This window comes from Kitasatospora sp. NPDC022785, from assembly GCF_055561295.1.
In genome coordinates this window covers 81,004-102,705 of record NZ_JBVHHB010000012.1, presented here as the reverse complement: position 1 = coordinate 102,705, position 21,702 = coordinate 81,004, and the positions used below count along the sequence as shown (strand labels likewise).

Sequence of the window (21,702 nt, the reverse complement as noted above, 5' to 3'; positions counted from 1 at the left end):
GATGCAGCCACCACCGACGCCCTCCCCCGGAGTCGACAATGACCGAGCCCTACCTGCGTCACCACGACAGCCAGGCCCCCGAGGGCCGGCGTGCACGAGTCTTCCTGGCCGCGCCGTTGATGCGACTGACCGGGCCGGCCGACAGTGTGGTGACCCTGGCCAGCCGGACGCGACTGACGACGCTTCGCACCACGCTCCTGCGCAGCGGTGCCGCCGTGTACAGCGCGCACCACAGCGACGCCTGGACCGTCGCCGGCCGGGCCCCCGAGCCGCGGGTGCCGTCGGACTTCCGGGCCCTGCAGTCCGCCGACCTGGTCTTCGCGTACGTCGGCGCGCCGCTGTCCGCCGGGGTGAGCCTCGAGCTGGGGTGGGCGTCGGCGCTGCGCAAGCCGATCGTCCTGCTGGTGGACGAGGCGATCACGCACAACCCGCTGATCGCCACCATCGAGCAGGTCGCCCCCGTGCTGCCGCTCGTCTTCGACGACACCTGGTCGCAGGAGGCCCTCCACCACACCGTCGAGACGGCCCTCGACTGGGCCGGCATGGCGCTCTCCCTGCGCGAGGGCTTCTGGACCGCCCCCGGCGAGCAGTTCACCGTCCCCCGCCAGCAGCCCCCGGCCGTCGGCCCGACCGGGTACTGGCCGAGCAACGCCGCCACCGGCTGACCTCGGCTCGCCGCCCGGCCGCTCACGCATCGGGCTCCCGCGTCCGGGCTCCCCGCATCTGCCACCCCAGCTGGAACAGGGTCTCCGCGTCGTACAGCTCCCGCAGCCGCGCGATGTGACCGGCCACCGTACGCTCGCTGAGACCCAGGCGGCCGGCGATCACCCGCTGGGTCAGCCCCTGGGAGAGCAGGCGGCCGACCTGATCGTGGACGGCGGGCTCGGCCGGCCCGGCGACCAGGCCGGCCCAGTTCACCCCGTCCGCCTGCTGCCAGTGCTGCTCGAAGACGTCGACCAGGAAGGCCACCGTCGCCGGGTCCTCCACGAAGGCGGCACTGCTGTTGTCCGGCGCGGCCGGGATGACGGCGACGGTGCGGTCGAAGATCAGCATCCGCTTGAACGGCACGGCCAGCACCCGGATCGCGCACCCGAGCCTGGTGGCCTCGACCGCGTACTCCACGGTCGGGCCGTCCAACCGGGCAGCCGGTTCGTAGATCGTCCGCATGGTGCCACCGCGTTCGAGGTAGCGGCGGGACCGGTCGAGCGAGTCGGGTAGGAGTCCGGCCGGCCGGGCCCCGCCGGGCTGTGCGGTCAGCCCCTCCGCCCGGTACGCCTGGGCCAGTTGCTCGATCTCGTGGCGGATCTGTGCCATGTCCGCGAGGTACCTGACGCCTGCCGGGCCGTCATGGCGACGCGGCGCGGAATCGTAGGCCCGGGTGAGGTCGTCCATCAGATCGGGCAGCTGCTCCGCCTCCCGCAGGAGCCGCGCGCTCATCAGCCGGATGTCCACCCCGATCCGGTCGGTGACCGAGCGCGGGTCGACCGCGCTGTACGAGGCGTCCATCAGCAGCGGCACCAGCAGGCCGACTTCGACCAACCGGTCCAGCGCCGCGGCGTCCGCCGGGCCGACCTCGGCGGCCCGGATGCGCCCGCCCTCGCGGAGGATGGCGCGGTACAGCTCCCGGGCGGCGGCGTCCGGCAGAGCCGCGGTCAGCAGGTCGGACGCGGTGCGGGGTTCAGTCATCGCCGCCGCCCCTCATCTGCCAGCCCAGCTGGAACAGCGTCCGGGCGTCGTGGCGGCGGCGCAGGCGCGCGATGTGGGCGGCGATGCTGCGTTCGCTGAGGTGGAGCCGGGTGGCGATGGTGCGCTGGGTGAGGCCTTGGCGGAGCAGGTGGCCGACGCGGGTGGTGGTGGGGTGGGGCGCGGCGGCGCTGGTGGGGTGGCCGGCGGGGGTGGCCCGGGACCAGTCGCGTTCGAAGACGGCGACCAGGAAGGCGACCACCGCGGAGTTGTGGACGAAGGCCGCTCGGCTTTCGTCGTCGGCGGCGGGGATGACGGCCACCGAGCGGTCGAAGACGAGCATCCGCCGGTAGGGCTCCTTCAGCACCCGGACCCGGGCGCCGTGTCCGGCCATCGACCGCACGTGCTCCGCCACCGCGCGGTCGGCGAAGGCCAGCGGCTGGTAGAGGGTCCGCATGGCGCCGCCGCGCCTGAGCAGTGCGAGGTCCTGGGGCATCGCCATCCGCAGGCCGACGACCGGGCGGGGGCCGGGCTGGGCGGCGAGCAGCTCCTCCGTGCAGTCGGAGAGGAGTTCGGCGACACGCTGCCGGATCTCGGCGGTGCCCTCGACATGGACGGCTTCCGGGGGGACCACCGGGCGGGGCACGGCGTCGTACGCGCGGGTCAGGTCGTCCAGGGCGGCCGGGAGCCGTTCGGCGTGGACGAGCAACCGGGTGGCCTCGGTGCGGAGTCCGGCGCCGACGCGGTCGCTGACGCAGCGCGGGTCGACGGCCGTGTAGCCGGCGGTGGCGGGGACGAGCAGGCCGTGGCTCAGCAGGCCGGTGAGGGCGGGGGCGTCGGCCGGGGTGAGGGCGGCCGCGCGCAGGTGCCCGCCGGCCGCGAGGGCGGCCAGGTAGAGGGCGTGTTCGGCGGTGGTGGGCTCATCGGTCATCCGGGCCGCCTCGCATCAGCCAGCCGAGCTGGAACAGCGTCTGCGCACCGTGCCTTTCGCGGAGGCGGGAGATGTGGGCGGCGACGGTGCGTTCGCTGAGCCCGAGGCGGGTGGCGACGGCGCGCTGGGTGAGGCCACGGGCGAGCAGGCGGCCGACCCGCTCGGCGGCGTCGCGGGCGGGGCCGTGGGCGCGGGCGGCGGCCCAGTCGGTGGTGTCGGCGCGGGCCCAGTCGCGTTCGAAGGTGTTGACCAGGAAGGCGATCGCGGCCGGGTCGGAGATGAAGGCGGCGGTGCTGTTGTCCTCGTTGGCGGAGAGCACGGCGACGGAGCGGTCGAAGACGAACAGCCGCTGGAACGGCTCGTCCAGGATCCGGATCAGCGAGCCGTGCCGGGTGACCTTGTCGGCGTAGGCGAGGGCGGCGGGCTCGGAGACGGCCACCGGCTGGTAGATGGTCCGCAGCGAGCAGCCGCGTTGCAGGAGTTGGACGTCCTGAAGGAGGGCGATCTGCAGGGCGTCGGCCGGGCGGTGGCCGGGCTGGGCGGTGAGGACCTCGCTGCGGCAGTCGGAGACCAGCTGCGAGATGCGGTGGCGGATGTGGACGTGGCCCTCGATGTAGACGGCGCCGCCGGAGCGCTCGGGCGGCCGGGGCATGGCGTCGTAGGCGCGGGTGAGGGAGTCGAGGGCGCCGGGGAGGTTCTCGGCGCGGACCAGCAGCCGGGTCGCCTCGCTGCGCAGTTCGGCGCCCAGCCGGTCGCTGACCGAGCGCGGGCTGACGGCGGTGTAGCAGGCGTCCATCGGGTTGGGCATCAGCAGGCCGGTGTCGACGAGCCGGCGCAGCGCGGCCCGGTCGGCCTCCGGGACGTCGGCGACGGGGATGCGGCCGCCGCCGTCGAGGATGGCCAGGTAGAGCCGGCGGGCCTCCTCGTCGGGTTCGCCGGACGGCCCGGTGATGCCCGGAGCGGCCGTCGGGTCCGCCGTCACCTCGAACACTCCCTGCCGGATGGATCTCGGATACGCCTGTGCTTCGGGTACGCAGGTGCCGCGGCTGCCATGTGTTCCCGCACGGTTGCGGGCATGATCCCGGCACCGCGCGCCGCACGCGATCACGGTACTGCGAGCCGGCGGACCCCGAGGTCCCGGGTGCCGTCGCACGCCGGGAGGCCCGGGGGCCGCCGGTGTCACGCCAGGGTCTGGACGATTCCGGCGAGGCGGAGCAGCAACGCCTCGCCGGCTCCGGTCCCGGGGGCCATCACCACACATGGCGTCCCGGCCGGCGCTCTTCCCCCCGATATGCAGGCACGGACGTACCGTTCGCATCCAGTTTTGAAGAGCAGATCGCCACCATCGGGCTGCGGTTGCCCGGACGACCTGGCGTGACTCCACCCTCACAGCGTGACGGCCGGTGAACAAGTGCCGCCCGAGTGCATGTTCCCGCAATTGCAGGAACCTGCAGCGGACGGTCGGCGCGGGCTCCCGCGCGATGCTCCGGCGGTGTGCAAAACCGCTGGTCACGCCGGTCGGCCCGTGGAGTCCGACCGTCCGGTCATTCGGTGACCGGGTGTCTTCCGGGCAGGTGGACGGGCATCCGGCCCACCAGCGGGCGGCCAGGTGGACGGGCATCCGGCCCACCACCGAGCGGCCAGGCGCCCGGCGCTCAGCGCGCCGGCAGCCGCCCGGTGGCCAGGTGCACGGCGCTCAGCGCGCCAGCAGCCGCCCGGCGGCCAGGCCGGCCACGGTGCCGGCGGCGGCGACGACCCAGGCGGCGACCAGCAGGACGAAGAGCCCTGCGGCCAGCCCGGTGAAGCCCGCGAAGCCGGTGTGCCGGGCGAGGGCGGCGGCGCCGGTGACGCAGGTGCCGATCGGGAAGGTGTACGCCCACCAGGTCATCGCGAAGGTCATTCCCGCCCGGCGGGCGCGCAGGTTGGCGGCGGTGGCGACGGCGAGCCAGAGCATCGCGACGCCGAGCACCGCGACGCCGTACAGCTCGGCGAAGGCGAGGGCGGCGGGGGCGAGCCGGGGGGTGACCGGGCGGGCGGCGTCGGCGAGTTGGTGGACGGCGGTGGTGGACTGGCCGAGCGGGCCGAGCACCAGGAAGAGCGCCGGGGTGAGCACCGGCGCCGGGATCTTGCTGTGCAGCAGGCCGGTGAGCACCACCGGCAGCAGGGCGAGGGTGGCCAGCAGGCCGACCCCGAGCAGCGCCCAGCAGCCGTACAGCATGGCCTGCTGCGGGGTGCCGGCCGGCAGGTGCGGGACCAGCGCGGGGCCGGTGGAGGCGGCGACCAGCGGGGCGACCACCGGCAGCAGCCAGGTCGGGTTGGCCTCCAGCGGGGAGACGGCGTGCCGGGTGATCATCAGGTACGGGATGCCGGCGGCGACCGTCAGCGCGTACAGGGTGCCGGCGCCCCAGAGCACCGCGTCCAGGGCGACGGCGGGGCCGGTGCCGATCACCCGCGAGCCGAGCACCAGGGTGCCGAACCCGACCGAGAGCAGGGCCATCGGCGGACAGCCGTAGAAGACGGCGGTGGCCGGGGTGTCCAGCAGGTGGGTGCGGGCGGCGGCCCGGTGCCGGGTGAGGTGGACGACGCGGGCGGACCCGAGCACCACCAGGGCGGCCAGCCCGAGGCCCCACATCACCTCGCCGAACCCGGTCAGCCCGGGCAGCGCGACCGGGAGGGCGGCGGCGCCGTTGCCGACGATCGCGGTGCCCATGACCGCCGCGTACCAGTTCGGGCCCAGCTGGGCGAGATCGGGGCGGGCGGGGCGGGTACGGAGGAGGGGTCGTGGGGCAGGGGTGTCGATCAGGGTGGCCATGGGATCCACCGTGCCGTCGGCGGGCGGGTACCGGTAGCGCCGGGCGCTCTATGAGGACATAGCCTGAACCTATGGCCCTCTCTCCGCGCGTCCCCGAACTCGGTGCGCTGGAGCTGCTGCTCGCGGTGGCCCGGCTGGGCAGTGTCGGCCGGGCGGCGGCCGAGCTGGGGGTGAGCCAGCCGACCGCCAGCGCCCGGATCAAGGGCATGGAGCAGCAGATCGGCGTCCCGTTGCTGGACCGCTCGCCCCGGGGCAGCCGGCCGACCGAGGCGGGCCGGCTGGTGGTCGAGTGGGCCCGCCAGGTGGTGGAGGCGGCGCAGGCGCTGGACGCCGGCATCGACGCGCTGCGCGAGCGGCGGGACGCCCGGCTGGTCGTGGTGGCCAGCCTGACCGTCGCCGAGTACCTGATGCCGGGCTGGCTGCTGGCGCTGCACGAGGCCAGCCCGGGGACGGCGGTGACGCTGCGGACGGCCAACTCGGCGGACGTCGCCGGGCACGTGCTGGCCGGGGAGGCGGACCTCGGCTTCGTCGAGGGCCCGTCCACGCCGCCGGGGCTGGCCGGCGCGGTGGTGGCCGCCGACCGGCTGGTGGTCGTGGTCGCTCCCGGCCACGCCTGGGCGCGCCGCCGGGCCCCGCTGACCGGCACCGAGCTGGCCGCGACCCCGCTGGTGCTGCGCGAGCCGGGTTCGGGCACCCGGGAGGTCCTGGAGATGGCGCTGGCGCCGTACGGGGGTGCGGCGCGGCCGCGCATGGAGCTGGCCTCGTCGACGGCGCTGAAGGCGGCGGCGATGACCGGCGCCGGTCCGGTCTGCCTGAGCGAGCTGGCGGTGGTGGAGGAGCTGGCGACCCGGCGGCTGGTGGAGGTGCCGCTGGCGGAGGGGCTGGACCTGCGGCGCCCGCTGCGCGCGGTCTGGCCGGCCGGGCGGCGGCCGAGCGGGCCGGCCCGGGAGCTGCTGACGCTCACCCGGCGCACCCCGGAGCGAAAGCCGGGGCCCCACCATCGTTCATCCAGACGTTGAGTCCGGATGAGTTGAGCGGAATAGACTCAACTTAGTGCATGCTGTACTCGGCAGGATTCGACACCAGCATGCGGATCCGCTCATCAGCTCGCACGATCCGCCCCCCAGCAAGGAGGACACCCCAGCAGTGGACGCCAGCAAGTTCACCACCAAGACGCAGGACGCCCTGTCCGCCGCGATCCGGCAGGCCGGCTCCGCGGGCAACCCGGACGTCAAGCCGGTGCACATCCTGACCGCCCTGCTGGAGCAGCCCGAGGGCATCGCCAGGCCGCTGCTGGAGGCGGTCGGCGCGGACGTCGGCCGGGTCGACGCCGAGGCCCGCCGGCAGCTGGCCGCGCTGCCCAGCGCGATGGGCTCCACCGTCGCCGCCCCGCAGCTGGCCCGCGACACCCTGGCCGTGCTCACCGAGGCCGGCAAGCGCGCCGACGACCTCGACGACCAGTACGTCTCCACCGAGCACCTGATGGTCGGCCTGGCCGCCGAGGGCGGGGCCGTCGCCGAGCTGCTGGTGCAGCAGGGCGCCACCCCGAAGGCCCTGCTCGCCGCGTTCAAGGACGTGCGCGGCAGCGGCAGGGTCACCTCGCCCGACCCGGAGGGCACCTACAAGGCGCTGGAGAAGTACGGCACCGACCTCACCCAGGCCGCCCGGGAGGGCAAGCTCGACCCGGTGATCGGGCGGGACCAGGAGATCCGCCGGGTCGTCCAGGTGCTCTCCCGGCGCACCAAGAACAACCCCGTGCTGATCGGCGAGCCCGGTGTCGGCAAGACGGCCGTGGTCGAGGGCCTGGCCCAGCGGATCGTCGCGGGAGACGTGCCGGAGTCGCTCCGCGGCAAGCGCCTGGTCGCGCTGGACCTCAGTGCGATGGTCGCCGGCGCGAAGTACCGGGGCGAGTTCGAGGAACGGCTGAAGGCCGTCCTGAACGACATCAAGCAGAGCGACGGCCAGGTCGTCACCTTCATCGACGAGCTGCACACCATGGTCGGCGCGGGCGCCGGCGGGGACTCCGCGATGGACGCCGGCAACATGCTCAAGCCGATGCTGGCCCGCGGCGAGCTGCGGATGGTCGGCGCCACCACGCTGGACGAGTACCGCGAGCGGATCGAGAAGGACCCGGCCCTGGAGCGCCGCTTCCAGCAGGTGCTGGTCGGCGAGCCCAGCGTGGAGGACTCGATCGCGATTCTGCGCGGCCTCAAGGGCCGCTACGAGGCGCACCACAAGGTGCAGATCTCGGACGCCGCCCTGGTCGCCGCCGCGACGCTCTCGAACCGGTACATCACCTCCCGCTTCCTGCCCGACAAGGCGATCGACCTCGTCGACGAGGCGGCCTCCCGGCTCCGGATGGAGATCGACTCCTCCCCGGTCGAGATCGACGAACTCCAGCGCTCCGTCGACCGGTTGCGGATGGAGGAGCTGGCCCTGGAGAAGGAGTCGGACCCTGCCTCGGTCGACCGGCTCGCCCGACTGCGGCGCGATCTCGCCGACAAGAACGAGCAGTTGAGCGTGCTCACCGCCCGGTGGGAACAGGAGAAGAAGAGCCTCAACCGGGTGGGCGAGCTGAAGGAGCGCCTGGACGACCTGCACGGCGCCCTCGAACGCGCCCAGCGGGACGGCGACTTCGAGCGCGCCTCCAAGCTGATGTACGCCGAGATCCCGGCCGCCGAGACCGAGCTGACCGAGGCGCAGGAGCGCGCCGCCGGGGAGGACACCAGCGACTCCATGGTCAAGGAGGAGGTCGGTCCGGACGACGTCGCCGACGTGGTCGCGTCCTGGACGGGCATCCCGGCCGGCCGGCTGCTGGAGGGCGAGAGCGCCAAACTCCTGCGCATGGAGGACGAGTTGGGCCGCCGCCTGATCGGCCAGCGCGAGGCCGTCCAGGCCGTCTCGGACGCGGTGCGCCGCACCCGCTCCGGCATCGCCGACCCGGACCGCCCGACCGGCTCCTTCCTCTTCCTCGGCCCCACCGGCGTCGGCAAGACCGAACTCGCCAAGGCCCTGGCCGACTTCCTCTTCGACGACGAGCGGGCGATGGTCCGCATCGACATGAGCGAGTACGGCGAGAAGCACTCCGTCTCCCGCCTGGTCGGCGCCCCGCCCGGGTACGTCGGCTACGAGGAGGGCGGCCAGCTCACCGAGGCGGTCCGCCGCCGCCCGTACAGCGTGGTGCTGCTGGACGAGGTCGAGAAGGCCCACCCCGAGGTCTTCGACGTGCTGCTCCAGGTACTGGACGACGGCCGGCTCACCGACGGCCAGGGCCGCACGGTGGACTTCCGCAACGCGATCCTGATCCTCACCTCCAACCTGGGCAGCCACGCGTTCAACGAACCGGGCCCGGTGGACCAGGCCTCCTCGCAGGACCGGAAGAAGGCCCTGGTGCTGGAGGCCGTCCGGGCCGCCTTCAAGCCGGAGTTCCTCAACCGGCTGGACGACATCGTGGTCTTCGACCCGCTGGGCACCGCCGAGCTCAGCCGGATCGTCGACCTCCAGGTGGCCCGGCTGGGCGAGCGGCTGCGCGAGCGCCGGCTCACCCTCCGGGTCAGCGAGGCGGCCCGGGACTGGCTGGCGCTCACCGGCTACGACCCGGCGTACGGCGCCCGCCCGCTGCGCCGTCTGGTGCAGTCGGCGATCGGCGACCAGCTGGCCCGGGCGATCCTCTCCGGCCAGGTGCACGACGGCGACACCGTCGTGGTCGAGCGGGACGAAGAGACCGACCGCCTCACCGTCCGTGGCCGCGGGCCGCTGGAGAAGTAGCGCACCGGGGCTCTCGCCGGAGCCCCGCCCACGGTGGGCCGCCCCTTCCACGGGAGCGGCCCACCGCCCTGTTCACCCTCGGTGTCCGCCGCCCCCGGCAGACGCTCCTGCAAGATCCTTCCCGGGTTGCCGCCCCTGTGAGGCAGGGCCCGAATGAGGCAGGATGGGAGGTGGAAAGGGCGGCCTCTCATTGCCGGCCACCACGTGCACTGAGGAAGAGGACCCCCATGAGCATCGACCCGTCGTCCATCCCGTCGTTCGGCGTCCCGCAGGGCGGCCAGCCCGGCGGTGGCCAGGGCGGCCGACCGGCCGGCCCGCCGCCGATCATCGTTCCGGACCAGGCCCTGGTGACCCAGCTGCTGGACCAGATGCAGCTCAAGCACGTGGTGGACGAGGAGGGCGACCTCACCGCCCCCTGGGAGGGCTTCCGCGTCTACTACATGTTCCGCGGCGAGCAGAAGGAGCTCTTCGCGGTCCGCGCGTTCTACGACCGCGCGTACCCGCTGGAGGACAAGGGCGAGATCCTCGACCTGATCGACGAGTGGAACCGCGAGACCCTCTGGCCCAAGGTCTACACCCACACCCACGAGGACGGCGTGGTCCGCCTGATCGGCGAGGCCCAGATGATCGTCGGCACCGGCGTCAACCTGGACTACTTCGTCACCACCACCGCCAACTGGACCCAGGCCGCCGTCGGCTTCGAGCAGTGGATCGTCGAGCGCCTCGGCCTCCAGAAGGAGATCGAGGGCGAGGAGGGCGACGGCGAGGCCCCCGAAGGCACCGACGAGGCCTGACCCCACCGGCTTCCCACGGCACGGCCCGCCACCGGCAGACCCCGGTGGCGGGCCGTCCTTGTCTCCGGCCGCCGCCGGGCCGAGGATGGGGCCCACGACGAGGCGTGAGGAGCCGCAATGGGTACGAGGCCGCTGCTGAACCGCAGGCTGCACGGGATGGGCACGACGATCTTCGCCGAGATGTCGGCCCTCGCCACCGCCACCGGTTCGATCAACCTCGGCCAGGGCTTCCCCGACACCGACGGGCCCGAGGAGATCCGCGAGGCCGCCGTCCGGGCGCTGCGCGACGGCCGCGGCAACCAGTACCCGCCCGGCCCCGGCATCCCCGAACTCCGGCAGGCCGTCGCCGAGCACCAGCAGCGCTTCCACGGCCTCACGTACGACCCGGACACCGAGGTACTCGTCACCGCCGGCGCCACCGAGGCCATCGCCGCCGCCCTGCTCGCCCTGCTGGAGCCCGGCGACGAGGTCATCGCCTTCGAACCGTTCTACGACTCGTACGCCGCCTGCATCGCCATGGCCGGCGCCACCCGCGTCCCGCTCACCCTCCGGGCGCCCTCGTTCCGCCCCGACCTCGACCGGCTCCGGTCGCTGATCACCCCGCGCACCCGGCTGCTCCTGCTCAACTCCCCGCACAACCCCACCGGTCTCGTCCTGACCCCGGAGGAGCTGGCCGCGATCGCCGCCCTCGCCGTCGAGCACGACCTGCTGGTCGTCACCGACGAGGTCTACGAGCACCTCGTCTTCACCGGCGCCCACCACCCCATCGCCGCCCTCCCCGGCATGCGCGAGCGCACCGTCTCCATCTCCTCGGCCGGCAAGACCTTCTCCTTCACCGGCTGGAAGGTCGGCTGGGTCACCGCCGCCGCCCCGCTGGTCGCCGCCGTCCGCACCGCCAAGCAGTACCTGACCTACGTCAGCGCCGGGCCCTTCCAGTACGCCGTCGCCGAGGCCCTGCGGCTGCCCGACGACTACTTCGACACCCTCCGCGCCGACCTGCTCCGCAAGCGCGACCTGCTGGCCGAGGGGCTCTCGGCGGCGGGCCTGCGGGTCTTCACTCCCGCGGGCACGTACTTCATCACCACCGACATCACCCCGCTCGGCGAGAAGGACGGGATCGAGTTCTGCCGCACCCTCCCCGAGCGCTGCGGTGTGGTCGCCATCCCCAACGCCGTCTTCTACGACGACCCGGAGGCCGGCCGCCCCCTCGTCCGGTTCACGTTCTGCAAGCGGGTCGACGTCCTCCAGGAGGCGGTGGCCAGGCTCAGCCGGATCTGACGGATCGGCGGAATGGCCTGGATGTCCTGACGATTCGTCAACTTGCCCGACAGGCATGGGCGTTTACCGCCTGTCGGGCATTCGCCATGCCTGCCCGGCAGGTCCGGGCGCTTCGTGTGCCACCGCGCGCCGGGCGCATGGGAGGGCAGGGGCGCACAGGGCCTGCGGACGGCGTGCGCGCGGAGTGCGCGGCGCGTGGACCGGTGCGAAGAGCGCGCGCTGTGCAGAGTCGCACACCGGGTCGATCAGAGCCGGGAAGCAGGTGTGCTCGAAACGGTGAATGCTTGACAAAGTTGGGTAAATCACCGACGGACCCGGCGTATTCATGCTTCTCTGCTGCTGAATCTCCAGCCGGAATCCTTCCTTCCACGGTCGGCCGCGCCCTGGACCGCACAGCCACGAACAGCCTCGCCTCTGCCTGGCCTTACTCGCTGCTGCTCGGCGGGCGCGCACGGAGCTGAAACGCGGAGCCGAGCATGCTCACCACACTGCAGACCTCCTACACGGACACCCGCGCGGGTGACCTGGCCTGGTGCCTGGGCGGCGAACCGCTGCCCGCTCTCGCGGTCCGCGACCTGAGACTGGACGGGGCCGGACGTCCCGGTCCGCCCGGCTCCCTGCAGCTGCGGCTGCTCGGTGCCTCCCACCAGGTGGTGATCGCCGCCGGACCGGGCAAGTGCCTGGAGACCGTCGCCTGCCTGCCCGGCCGCCGGACCCCGCTGCCGGCCCGGGTGGCCAAGCAGGTGGACGGCTGGGAGTACGAGTTCGCGGCCCGGATCGAGGCGCTGCCGCCGCACGACTTCGCCGCCCGCGCCCAGGAGTTGCTGGCCCTGGTCGAGGGGCACCCACGCGGCCTGGCGGGCGTCTTCCCGGGGGACCCGAGCGCCTTCACCGCGCTGGTCACCCAGGGCAGCGCGGACCGGCTGCTCTGGCGCACCTGGCACGCCTATCCGCAGGAGGGACAGCTGGTCTGCACCCGCTCCTCGCTGGTGCTGGCCCGGTGAGCACGACAGCCGCGGCCGAGGCGTGCATACGCCCGCAGACCGCCGTCCACTCGCACGCAGGAACGATCCGTCAACCCGACGTATCGCACTGTCCGTCGAATGGACGCAGCCGTCCGTACCGAACGTCGCCTAGCGTTTGTTCGTGATCAATCATCCGGCCGGTCCCCCCGCTCAGTCGGGACTCGACCTCGACGACGGCAGCCCATCCCGGCTCGGGCGGAGCCTGACCCCCCTGCCCGCCCGCCGTCGGTGCCGGCTGCGTGCCCGCCCCCGGCTCGCCCGGCTCACCGTCCTGCTGGCCGCGTTCGTCTGCGCGGCCTGCGGACTCGTCTACGAGCTCGAACTCGTGGCGCTCGGCAGCTACCTCCTCGGGGACTCCGTCACCCAGACGTCGGTGGTGCTCTCCGTCATGGTGTTCGCGATGGGCCTGGGCTCACTGCTCGCCAAGCGCTTCACCCGCCGCCCCGCCACCGCCTTCGCCCTGGTCGAGTGCGCGCTCGCACTCGCCGGCGGGCTCTCCGTCCTCGCGCTGTACTCCTGCTGGGCCTGGATCGGCCGGTACCAGACCGCGATGGTCGGCCTGACCTGCCTGATCGGCGTCCTCATCGGCGCCGAGATCCCGCTGCTGATGACGCTCATCCAACGGATCCGCCGCGAGGACGCCGGCCGGGCCGCGGCCGACCTCTTCGCCGCCGACTACGTGGGCGCGCTGATCGGCGGCCTGGCCTTCCCGTTCCTGATCCTGCCCACGTTCGGGCCCGGCACCGGCGCCCTGGTCACCGGCGCGGTCAACGCCGTCGCCGGGGCCGCCGTGGTGCTCTGGCTGTTCCGCGAGGAGCCGGTGCCGAGGGTCCGGCTGCTGCTCTGGGGGTGCTGCGGGCTCGTCCTGGCCGCCCTCGCCGCGGCCGCCGCCTGGTCCGGCGCGATCGAACGGGCCGCCCGCAGCGCCCTGTACGGCGCGCAGGTCCGCCTGGCCACCCACGGCCGGTACCAGGAGATCGTGCTCACCGGCCCGGCCGAGGGCCCGCTGCGGCTCTACCTGGACGGGCGGCTCGCGGTCTGCGGCCCCGACGAGTACCGGGGCAGCGAGGCGCTGGTCCACCCGGCGATGGCGGCCGGGCCGGACGCCCGGGTGCTGCTGCTCGGCGGCGGCGACGGGCTGGCCCTGCGCGAAGTGCTGCGGCACAGCGGGGTCCGCTCGGTGCTGGTCGTCGACGCCGACCCGGCGCTCACCCGGCTGGCCCGGACCGACCCCGGCCTGGCCGCGCTCTCCGGTCGCTCGATGGACGACCCCCGGGTCCGCACCGCCGACGCGGACCCGCTGGAGTGGCTGCGCAGCGTCCGCCCGAGCGACCGCGCCTTCGACGTCGTCCTCGCCGACCTGCCCGCACCGGCCGACGGCGGCACGGTGAAGTTCCACTCGCAGGAGTTCTACGGCCTCGCCACCCGGCTTCTCTCCCCTGGCGGGCGGCTCGCCGTCCGGGCCGGCGACGAGCGGAACCGCCTCTGGCAGGTCGAGTCCGGCCTGCGGGCGGCCGGCCTGCGGACCGTCCCGTACGCCGTCCAGGGCGGCGCCACCGCGAGCTGCCAGCCCGGGCCGGACGACAGCGGCGACAGCAGCGGCAGCGGCAGCCAGGCCTTCCTGCTCGCGGCCGCCGCCCAGCCCCCGCTGGGCCTCGCCCCGGACGCCCCGCCGCCCCGCGCGCTCACCCCGGACATCCTCCGCGCCGCCGCCGCCCGCCTCACCACCCTCCGCCCGGCACGCCCCCCGGCGGCGCTCAGCCTCCTGGGGCCGCGGTGAGCCCCGGGGCGGGATGCGGCCGTGCCGCCGTGGCGGCACCGCGGGCCCGGTCCGGCCGGCCGGTGGGGGCCTGGCCGGGGCGGGCCGGAGAAGTCGGCGCGACAGGTAGGGGCCGCAGCAGGGACCACCGGGGGTTCGGTCGGTAGGCTCCGTCACATGGAGCATGAGGTTGTCGTCCCGTTGCCGGCCGAGCAGGTCCGGCAGGCCCTGCAGGATCCGGCTCTGCTGGCCCGTTGCGTGCCGGGTCTCAGCACCGAGCCCGCCGCCGTCGGCAGCGGCCCCGCCGAGGAGATCGGCGGGCGGCTGAAGCTGCGGATCGGCACCTCCACCATCACCTTCCGCGGCGTGCTGTCGCTGATCGAGGGCCGCGAGGGCGTGCTCACCGTGTTCGCCGAGGGCCAGGAGGCCCGCGGCAGCGGCGAGGCGACCGCCACCGTCCGGGTCAGCGCCGCCGACGGCGCCGAGGAGGGCACCGCGCTGGTCCGCTTCACCGGCGACCTGTCCGCCACCGGCCGGCTGACCGAGTTCGACGAGGAGACCCTCGCCGCGACCGGCCGCCGTCTGCTGGACCGCTTCGCCGCCGCCCTCGCCTCCCCGGATGCCGCCGCCGACGCGGACGCGGACACGGACACGGCCACGGCCACGGACGCCGAGGAGACCGAGGAGGCCGGAACGGACACCACCGCACCGGCCGAGGCCGAGGAGACCGCGGACACCGGGGACGAGGAGCCCGCGGAGACCGAGCGGCCCGAGGGCGAGGACGCGGACGCGGAGGAGCCCACCGCCACCGTGCTCTTCCTGGAGGACCACCAGAGCGAGCCCGGTGAGGACCTCGACGACGACCTCTCCGACCTGATCGCCTTCTCCGACGCCGACGCCGAGCGCTTCGGCCTCCCCACCGGCGACCCCGGCGGCCGCGACGACGATGACGAGGAGCCCGCCGGCACCGACGTCCCCGCCGCCTCGGCCGAGGAGGAGCTGCCCAGCGAGCTCCCCACCGAGCTCCCCTTCGAGTACGAGCAGGAGCCGGTGCTCAGCGGCCCGGTCCGCCGCAGCATCGTCGGCCGCTCCGCCGAGGAGGTGGACCACGCCCCGCCGCGCGGCCGCTACGCCCCGGCCCTCCCGGCCCGCAGCGCCCGGGCCCGGGCGGCGTCCCGCTGGGGCGGCGAGGCCGGCGGCATCGTGGTGCCGGGCCCGGGTGGCCGCAGCGCCGTGCCGTGGATGATCGGCGGCGGTGTGGCGCTGGTCGGCGGCGCCGTGGTGCTGGTCAGGGCCCTGCGGCGACGCTAGCCGGTCCCTCGCCCCGCTACGGGCGTGTCCGACGATTCCTGCGCCCGGCGCACGACGCCAGGGCACGCACCTCGCCACGTTGTCGTCGGTCGCCGATGCTCCGCACGGACTCTCTCCTCCGCCTTGCGATGCATGCACCCCGACGCCGCACGGGTGCGCCGGGAACTGTCAGACACGCCCTAGACTGAACGCTCATGAGCAACGACCGCGACGCCCTGCTGGCACAGATCAAGGACAAGGCCGTCGTGCACGGCAAGGTCACCCTTTCCTCCGGCAAGGAGGCCGACTACTACGTCGACCTTCGCCGGATCACGCTGGACGGCCAGGCCGCCCCGCTGGTCGGCCGGGTGATGCTGGACGCGACCGCCCACCTGGAGTACGACGCCGTCGGCGGTCTGACCCTCGGTGCCGACCCGGTGGCGGCCGCGATGCTGCACGCCGCGGCCGCGCGCGGCCAGGAGCTGGACGCCTTCGTGGTCCGCAAGGCGGGCAAGGCGCACGGCCTGCAGCGCCGGATCGAGGGCCCGGAGGTCAAGGGCCGCCGGGTGCTGGCCGTCGAGGACACCTCCACCACCGGCGGCTCGGTGCTGACCGCCGTCGAGGCCCTGCGCGAGGCGGGCGCCGAGGTGGTCGGTGTCGCGGTGATCGTGGAGCGCGGCGGCGCCGCCGCGGTCGAGGCGACGGGCCTTCCGTACGTGACCGCCTACAACCTGGACGACCTGGGCCTCTGACGGCCCCGGGTACCGGGAGCCCGAGTAGACCTCGCACTCCGGACAGACGGCAGGGGCCGGGTTCCGTTCCACGTGGAACGGAACCCGGCCCCTGCCGTCTCGTCGTGCCGTGGCTCAGCCGCGGCGGTGGCGCCCGCCGGCCTGGACGGTCTCGACGTCCTCGGCGAGGGCCCCGACGCCGCCGGCCTTCTTCTTCCGGCGCTCGCGCAGCACCTCGATCAGGATCGGTGAGACCGAGAGCAGCACGATCAGCAGCACCGCCGGGATCAGGTACTTGTCGATCACCGGGGCGAGGGCGTCACCGAAGAAGTAGCCGGTGAGCAGCATCGACTCGGTCCAGAGCACGCCGCCGATCACGTTCCACAGGAAGAACGTCCGGGCGGGCATCTCCAGGGTGCCCGCGACCGGGTTCAGGAAGGTGCGGACGATCGGCATGAATCGGGCCAGCACCACGGCCTTGCCGGGCCCGAACTTGTTGAAGTACTCCTCGGCCTTCACCACGTACTCGCGGCGGAAGATCTTCGACTCGGGCTTGTCGAACATCTTCGGCCCGACCTTCACCCCGATCAGGTGCCCGAGCTGGGCTCCGGCGATCGCCGCGACCGGGGCCCCGACGAGCAGGGCCGCGATCGGCAGCTTCGTCCCTTCGCCGAGCACCGACGAGGCGGCGTTCGAGGCGGCGACGCCAGCGATGATGAGCAGGGAGTCCCCGGGGAAGAAGAACCCGACCAGGAGGCCGGTCTCCGCGAAGATGATCGCGATCAGCCCGATGGCACCGAGGGACGAGATCAGTGATTTGGCGTCGAGCAGGTTGACGGCCAGCTGGTTGTAGTCCACGGCCGCAGGATAGCGGGCCCGTCTTTACCAAAGCTTCTCCCCGGTGGCCGAGAGGCCCTCATCCTTTCGTAGCACCCCCGCGGCGCGTCTCGTACCCTGGCGCCCGGCAGGCAGGGCCCCGTCCGACTGGCGGGCTGCATGCTGACCCCGGAGCGCAAGTCTGGGAAGATGGCACGGGCGTCCGGACCGCGGTCGCAAACCACCCTCATTGTCGTACCGCGGCGGCCGCCTCGAACCCAGGTACCGGAGAGCCGCACCGCAATGCCGCGCTCGGCTGCCGGCGCCCCGGAGTCGTAACGAAGGCGTACACAGCGTCGGACAGCACCGTCCGTACGCCGCAACCCGACAGGAGCGGATCGCATGCCCATCGCAACTCCCGAGGTCTACAACGAGATGCTGGACCGGGCCAAGGCGGGCAAGTTCGCCTACCCGGCCATCAACGTCACCTCCTCGCAGACCCTGCACGCCGCCCTGCGCGGCTTCGCCGAGGCCGAGAGCGACGGCATCATCCAGATCTCGACCGGTGGTGCGGAGTTCCTGGGCGGCCAGCACAACAAGGACATGGTGACCGGCGCCGTCGCGCTCGCCGAGTTCGCGCACATCGTCGCCGCCAAGTACGACATCACCGTCGCGCTGCACACCGACCACTGCCCGAAGGACAAGCTGGACGGCTACGTCCGCCCGCTGCTGGCGATCTCCGCCGAGCGCGTGGCCAAGGGCCTGAACCCGCTGTTCCAGTCGCACATGTGGGACGGCTCGGCCGAGACCCTGAACGACAACCTGGCCATCGCCGAGGAGCTGCTGGCCCAGGCCGTCGCCGCCAAGATCATCCTTGAGGTCGAGATCACCCCGACCGGCGGCGAGGAGGACGGCGTCACGCACGAGATCAACGACGAGCTGTACACCACCGTCAACGACGCCGTCCGCACCGCCGAGGCCCTGGGCCTGGGCGAGAAGGGCCGCTACCTGCTGGCCGCCTCCTTCGGCAACGTGCACGGCGTCTACAAGCCGGGCAACGTCGTCCTGAAGCCGGAGCTGCTGCGCGAGCTGCAGGACGCGATCGGCAAGCAGTACGGCAAGACCGACCCGTTCGACTTCGTCTTCCACGGCGGCTCGGGCTCCACCGCGGAGGAGATCGCGACCGCGCTGGAGAACGGCGTCGTGAAGATGAACCTGGACACCGACACCCAGTACGCGTTCACCCGCCCGGTCGCTGGGCACATGTTCGCGAACTACGACGGTGTGCTGAAGGTCGACGGCGAGGTCGGCAAGAAGAACACTTACGACCCGCGCACCTGGGGCAAGCTGGCCGAGGCCGGCATGGCCGCCCGCGTGCTGGAGGCCGCCCAGCAGCTCCGCTCGGCCGGCAACCGCCTGAAGTAGGGCGCCGCCTGAAGCAGGGCCCGGCCCGAAGCAGGCCGCGGCCCGACGCAAGGCGGCCAGAAGTCGGGCCACCGCCGCAGGCAGGGTCTGCACTCGTGCCCCCCAGTGGTTCACTGGGGGGCATGAGTGCACACGAGAACTCCTTCGCGGGCCAGAACCTCCTCGGGGGTCCGCCCCCGACGCACCTGCCCGCCGAGCCCGCTCCGCTGGAGCTGCTGGCCGGCGGCGCCTCCCCGGCCGAGGTCGCGGCGAAGTACCCGACCTCCTCGCTGGCCTGGGCCCAGCTCGCCGACGACGCCTTCGCCGCCGGCCGCACCGTCGAGTCCTACGCGTACGCCCGTACCGGGTACCACCGCGGGCTGGACTCGCTGCGCCGCGCGGGCTGGAAGGGCCACGGCCCGGTGCCGTGGGAGCACGAGCCGAACCGCGGCTTCCTGCGGGCGCTGCACGCGCTCGGCCGGGCCGCCGCCGCGATCGAGGAGAAGGAGGAGGCGGAGCGCTGCGCGCAGTTCCTCCGGGACAGCTCGCCAACCGCCGCCGCCACCCTGGGCTGACCCCCTCGAATCGCCCGGACCGCGCGTCCGGACCCGCCGCCCCCGCCGCCCTTCGAGGCGACGGGGGCGGTCCCGGATCGGCCGTATACCCGGTATGTGGACATTCACCGGGCCTCCATGCCAGGGTTACCGGGCGAGGGGGACGCACACAAGTTCGAAGGCTCTGCGGCCCCACGGTCCGACAGGAAAGCCTCACTGTGCCCGCAGCCCGACCCGACCAGCGCGGCTCCCGCGCGCGCAGCTCCCGCGGTACGGCGTCCCGGACCGGAGACTCCCCCGCCGTCGCCCCCCGGGCCCGCGGCGGCCGTGGCCAGGCGGGCGGCGGGCGCAGACGGCGCCGCCAGCGCCGCGGACCCGGGCCCGGGATGATCACCGCACTGGTGGCGGCCGTGGCGATACTCGGCGGCACGCTCTACGTGCTGAACCGCCCCTCCACCCTGCCCGGCGGCGGGCAGACCGCTCAGGGCCGGGTCGCCCCGTCCGACGGCGGCACCCGGGCCGCACCCGGGCCGGCCCCGACGCCGACGCCCACCCCCTCGCAGCAGCCCACCCCGCCACCCGCCCCGGAACCGGCCGCTCCCGAGCCGAGCGCCCCGGACCCGGGCCCCAGCAAGGGCGCGGGCACCTTCACCGTCGCCCCCGGCGCGGCCGCGGCGGTGGGCAAGGGCCCCGTCCGCCGCTACCGGGTGGAGGTCGAGGACGGCATCGGGATCGACCCGGCGGCCGCCGCCGCACAGGTCCAGGGCATCCTGGCCGACAAGCGGGGCTGGACCAACGACCGCAAGAACGGCTTCCAGCTGGTGGCGAGCGGTGCGTACGACTTCACCGTGAAGATCGCCTCGCCGGCCACCGTGGACAGGATCTGCGGCGCGGCCGGGCTGGACACCCACGGCGAGGTGAACTGCAACGTCGGCAACCAGGTGCTGGTCAACGTCAAGCGCTGGAACACCGGTTCCCCGCAGTTCAGCGGCCCGATCGACGAGTACCGGGCGCTGATCGTCAACCACGAGGTGGGGCACCGGATCGGCCACGGCCACGAGACCTGCCCGGCCAAGGGCAAGCCGGCGCCCGCGATGATGCAGCAGATCTACGGCCTCAAGGGCTGCGAACCCAACGCCTGGCCGTACTCGGCGGACGGGACGTACCTGAGCGGCCCGGCGGTGCCCTGAGAGCGGCCCGGGACCGATCTGAGACGGATTCAACGACCGCCCACGACACGGCCCGTCATACGCTGACCGCATGACAGCTGACCGCACCGCCGCCCGGCACCACAGGCTCCTCGCCGCCATCGGCGCCACCGGGATCCTCCTCGGCACGGCCGCCTGCTCGTCCTCCGGGGCCGGCTCCGACGCCGCGGGCGGTGGCGGCACGCTCTCCTACGACCGGGTCCGGGCGACGGCGAAGCAGCTCGACAAGACGTCCGCCTGCCCGTTCGGCCTCGACCTGGCGGCGGCCCTGAAGACGGCCGGGGTCGAGCGGGCCGTCAGCCCCGGCGCCAAGGGCGGGCCCGCCGCCGAGGGCGACGTCGGCGACGGCGTGCCGGAACAGCCGTGGCCCACCACGGTGTCGCCCCCGCCGTCCCTGCCCTCGGCGCCCGCGATCCCGCCCAACGCGACGGTCTCCTGCACCTGGACGGCCGGCAGCACCCCCGTCGTCGTCGAACTGCTGGCCGTGCCCAAGGAGGAGGTCGCACTCAACCTCGCGCTGCCGGTGATCCAGCGGGAGGGCCGGATGAGCGTCGCCCAGCTGGAGCAGTTCTCCCGCGAGCGGCCCGCGAAGGGCGAGGCCAAGGCCACCCCCGGGGAGGGCACGGCCGCGGTGGCCCGCGTTCCCGCGGCGGGCGAGGGAGACATCGTGCTGGTCCTGTCCCAGGACACCGACACCGCCGACCGGGACCGGGCGCTCACCGGCGCGGCGCTCCAGAAGGCCGCGTCGGCGCTCGCCGGCCAGCTGCACGGCTGAGCGACGGCCTGCCGGGCAGCCCTGTCGGAGCCCTAGCCGAGCAGCGGCAGGTATCCCCGCAGGTCGCTCCGCTCGCCACTGGCCGAGACGGCCGCGTCGTCCACCGCCGCCGCCCAGTCGGCCCGGCCGGTGGCGAGCCGGATCCACGTCAGCGGGTCGGTCTCGACCACGTTCGGCGGGGTGCCCCGGGTGTGCCGGGGGCCCTCGACGGCCTGCACCACGGCGTACGGCGGCACCCGCAGCTCGACCGCGCCGCCGGGTGCCTGGTCGGCCAGGGCGTCGGCGAGCAGGCGGGTGACGGCGGCCAGCGCCTGCTTGTCGTGCGGGAAGTCCGCGAGGCCGAGCGCGTCGGCCAGGTCGTCGGCGTGCACGACCGTCTCCACCAGCCGGGTCACCCACATGTCGGTGAGCAGCATCGAGCCGAGCCGGATCTCGAACCGCCGGGCCGGGTCCCAGTAGTCGACCCTGGCCAGGACGAGGGCCAGTCGCGCCACGGCCTCCCGGAAGGCCTCCGCCACCGCGGCCGGGGCACCCCCGAACTCGCCGGCCGCCTTCTCCCGGGCCTGCGCGTCGAGCAGCGGGGCGACCGTGCCGACCCGTGCGGCCCACTGCAGCAGGTCCAGCGGCGGCCGGCCCTCCGGCGGGTCCTCGATGTGCGCCGGTACCCAGTCGATCTGGACGGCCAGGTGCGCGATCAACTCGCGCACCCGCCACTCCCCCAGCCGGGTCGGCCGGTCGAGCAGCTCTTCGGCGTCCGGACGGGCGCAGAGCAGCTGCACGGCGTCGCTCAGCGCGTCGGTCTGCCCCGCGAGCGCGGCGCGGACCTTCGCGGGCTGGTACGTACGGGACTTGGCAGGCATGGGCCCCAACATAC

At 74.0% G+C, this 21,702-nt stretch carries 19 protein-coding genes; 13 read left to right on the top strand and 6 right to left on the bottom strand.

Annotated features, from left to right (window positions below; all coding sequences use genetic code 11):
• Nucleotides 1-38: 38 nt before the first annotated feature.
• On the top strand, nt 39-665 hold the full coding sequence (locus ACZ3YO_RS20680) for a hypothetical protein (protein ID WP_396324271.1): 627 nt from the start codon (nt 39-41) through the stop codon (nt 663-665).
• 22 nt (nt 666-687) lie between these two features.
• On the opposite strand, the gene ACZ3YO_RS20675 is transcribed toward ACZ3YO_RS20680, so the two are convergent.
• From ACZ3YO_RS20675 to ACZ3YO_RS20660, 4 genes are all read right to left on the bottom strand, one after another.
• Nucleotides 688-1,686: a LuxR C-terminal-related transcriptional regulator gene (locus ACZ3YO_RS20675; protein ID WP_465571165.1), complete on the bottom strand. Its 999-nt coding sequence runs from the start codon at nt 1,684-1,686 to the stop codon at nt 688-690.
• Nucleotides 1,679-2,614 (bottom strand): LuxR C-terminal-related transcriptional regulator, encoded by a 936-nt coding sequence (locus tag ACZ3YO_RS20670; RefSeq protein WP_465571163.1) that lies wholly within the window; start codon nt 2,612-2,614, stop codon nt 1,679-1,681. Before ACZ3YO_RS20670 ends, ACZ3YO_RS20675 begins: the two co-directional genes overlap by 8 nt.
• Complete coding sequence (locus tag ACZ3YO_RS20665; protein WP_465571160.1) at nt 2,604-3,596, bottom strand: helix-turn-helix transcriptional regulator; 993 nt, start codon at nt 3,594-3,596, stop codon at nt 2,604-2,606. The genes ACZ3YO_RS20670 and ACZ3YO_RS20665 overlap by 11 nt, the downstream gene beginning before the upstream one ends.
• A gap of 714 nt (nt 3,597-4,310) precedes the next feature.
• Complete coding sequence (locus ACZ3YO_RS20660) at nt 4,311-5,426, bottom strand: TDT family transporter (protein WP_465571157.1); 1,116 nt, start codon at nt 5,424-5,426, stop codon at nt 4,311-4,313.
• Nucleotides 5,427-5,497: 71 nt separating this feature from the next.
• Between ACZ3YO_RS20660 and ACZ3YO_RS20655 the strand changes: the two genes are divergently transcribed.
• From ACZ3YO_RS20655 to pyrE, 8 genes are all read left to right on the top strand, one after another.
• Nucleotides 5,498-6,445, top strand: a complete 948-nt coding sequence (locus ACZ3YO_RS20655) for a LysR family transcriptional regulator (protein ID WP_465571154.1) — start codon at nt 5,498-5,500, stop codon at nt 6,443-6,445.
• A gap of 127 nt (nt 6,446-6,572) precedes the next feature.
• Entirely contained in the window at nt 6,573-9,194 is a 2,622-nt protein-coding gene (gene clpB, locus ACZ3YO_RS20650; protein WP_465571151.1) for an ATP-dependent chaperone ClpB, read from the top strand.
• Between the two features lie 227 nt (nt 9,195-9,421).
• Nucleotides 9,422-9,988, top strand: a complete 567-nt coding sequence (locus ACZ3YO_RS20645; protein WP_396324277.1) for a type III secretion system chaperone family protein — start codon at nt 9,422-9,424, stop codon at nt 9,986-9,988.
• A 117-nt stretch (nt 9,989-10,105) separates the two neighbouring features.
• Nucleotides 10,106-11,266, top strand: coding sequence for a pyridoxal phosphate-dependent aminotransferase (locus ACZ3YO_RS20640; RefSeq protein WP_396324278.1), 1,161 nt, complete (start codon nt 10,106-10,108; stop codon nt 11,264-11,266).
• Nucleotides 11,267-11,742: 476 nt separating this feature from the next.
• Nucleotides 11,743-12,270 (top strand): DUF2617 family protein, encoded by a 528-nt coding sequence (locus ACZ3YO_RS20635; RefSeq protein WP_465548612.1) that lies wholly within the window; start codon nt 11,743-11,745, stop codon nt 12,268-12,270.
• A gap of 223 nt (nt 12,271-12,493) precedes the next feature.
• Nucleotides 12,494-14,071, top strand: coding sequence for a polyamine aminopropyltransferase (locus ACZ3YO_RS20630; protein WP_465571433.1), 1,578 nt, complete (start codon nt 12,494-12,496; stop codon nt 14,069-14,071).
• Between the two features lie 156 nt (nt 14,072-14,227).
• Nucleotides 14,228-15,361 carry an SRPBCC family protein gene (locus tag ACZ3YO_RS20625; protein ID WP_465571148.1) on the top strand — a complete coding sequence of 378 codons (1,134 nt, stop codon included), beginning with the start codon at nt 14,228-14,230 and terminating at the stop codon, nt 15,359-15,361.
• 194 nt (nt 15,362-15,555) lie between these two features.
• Complete coding sequence (pyrE, locus tag ACZ3YO_RS20620; protein WP_396324282.1) at nt 15,556-16,092, top strand: orotate phosphoribosyltransferase; 537 nt, start codon at nt 15,556-15,558, stop codon at nt 16,090-16,092.
• Between the two features lie 114 nt (nt 16,093-16,206).
• On the opposite strand, the gene ACZ3YO_RS20615 is transcribed toward pyrE, so the two are convergent.
• Nucleotides 16,207-16,929 (bottom strand): DedA family protein, encoded by a 723-nt coding sequence (locus ACZ3YO_RS20615; protein WP_465571145.1) that lies wholly within the window; start codon nt 16,927-16,929, stop codon nt 16,207-16,209.
• Nucleotides 16,930-17,289: 360 nt separating this feature from the next.
• On the opposite strand from ACZ3YO_RS20615, the gene fbaA reads away from it, so the two are divergent.
• The 4 genes from fbaA (at nt 17,290) to ACZ3YO_RS20595 (ending at nt 20,828) form a co-directional block, all read left to right on the top strand.
• On the top strand, nt 17,290-18,312 hold the full coding sequence (gene fbaA / locus ACZ3YO_RS20610; protein WP_396324284.1) for a class II fructose-bisphosphate aldolase: 1,023 nt from the start codon (nt 17,290-17,292) through the stop codon (nt 18,310-18,312).
• Between the two features lie 122 nt (nt 18,313-18,434).
• The gene (locus tag ACZ3YO_RS20605; protein ID WP_396324285.1) at nt 18,435-18,866 is read left to right on the top strand and encodes a DUF3151 domain-containing protein; all 432 of its coding nucleotides are present in this window, start codon (nt 18,435-18,437) and stop codon (nt 18,864-18,866) included.
• Nucleotides 18,867-19,231: 365 nt separating this feature from the next.
• The gene (locus ACZ3YO_RS20600; RefSeq protein ID WP_465571141.1) at nt 19,232-20,035 is read left to right on the top strand and encodes a DUF3152 domain-containing protein; all 804 of its coding nucleotides are present in this window, start codon (nt 19,232-19,234) and stop codon (nt 20,033-20,035) included.
• Between the two features lie 70 nt (nt 20,036-20,105).
• Complete coding sequence (locus ACZ3YO_RS20595; RefSeq protein ID WP_465571138.1) at nt 20,106-20,828, top strand: hypothetical protein; 723 nt, start codon at nt 20,106-20,108, stop codon at nt 20,826-20,828.
• A gap of 32 nt (nt 20,829-20,860) precedes the next feature.
• Here the strand turns inward: ACZ3YO_RS20595 and ACZ3YO_RS20590 are convergent, their stop codons facing one another.
• Entirely contained in the window at nt 20,861-21,688 is an 828-nt protein-coding gene (locus ACZ3YO_RS20590) for a maleylpyruvate isomerase family mycothiol-dependent enzyme (protein ID WP_465571136.1), read from the bottom strand.
• Between the last annotated feature and the right edge of the window lie 14 nt (nt 21,689-21,702).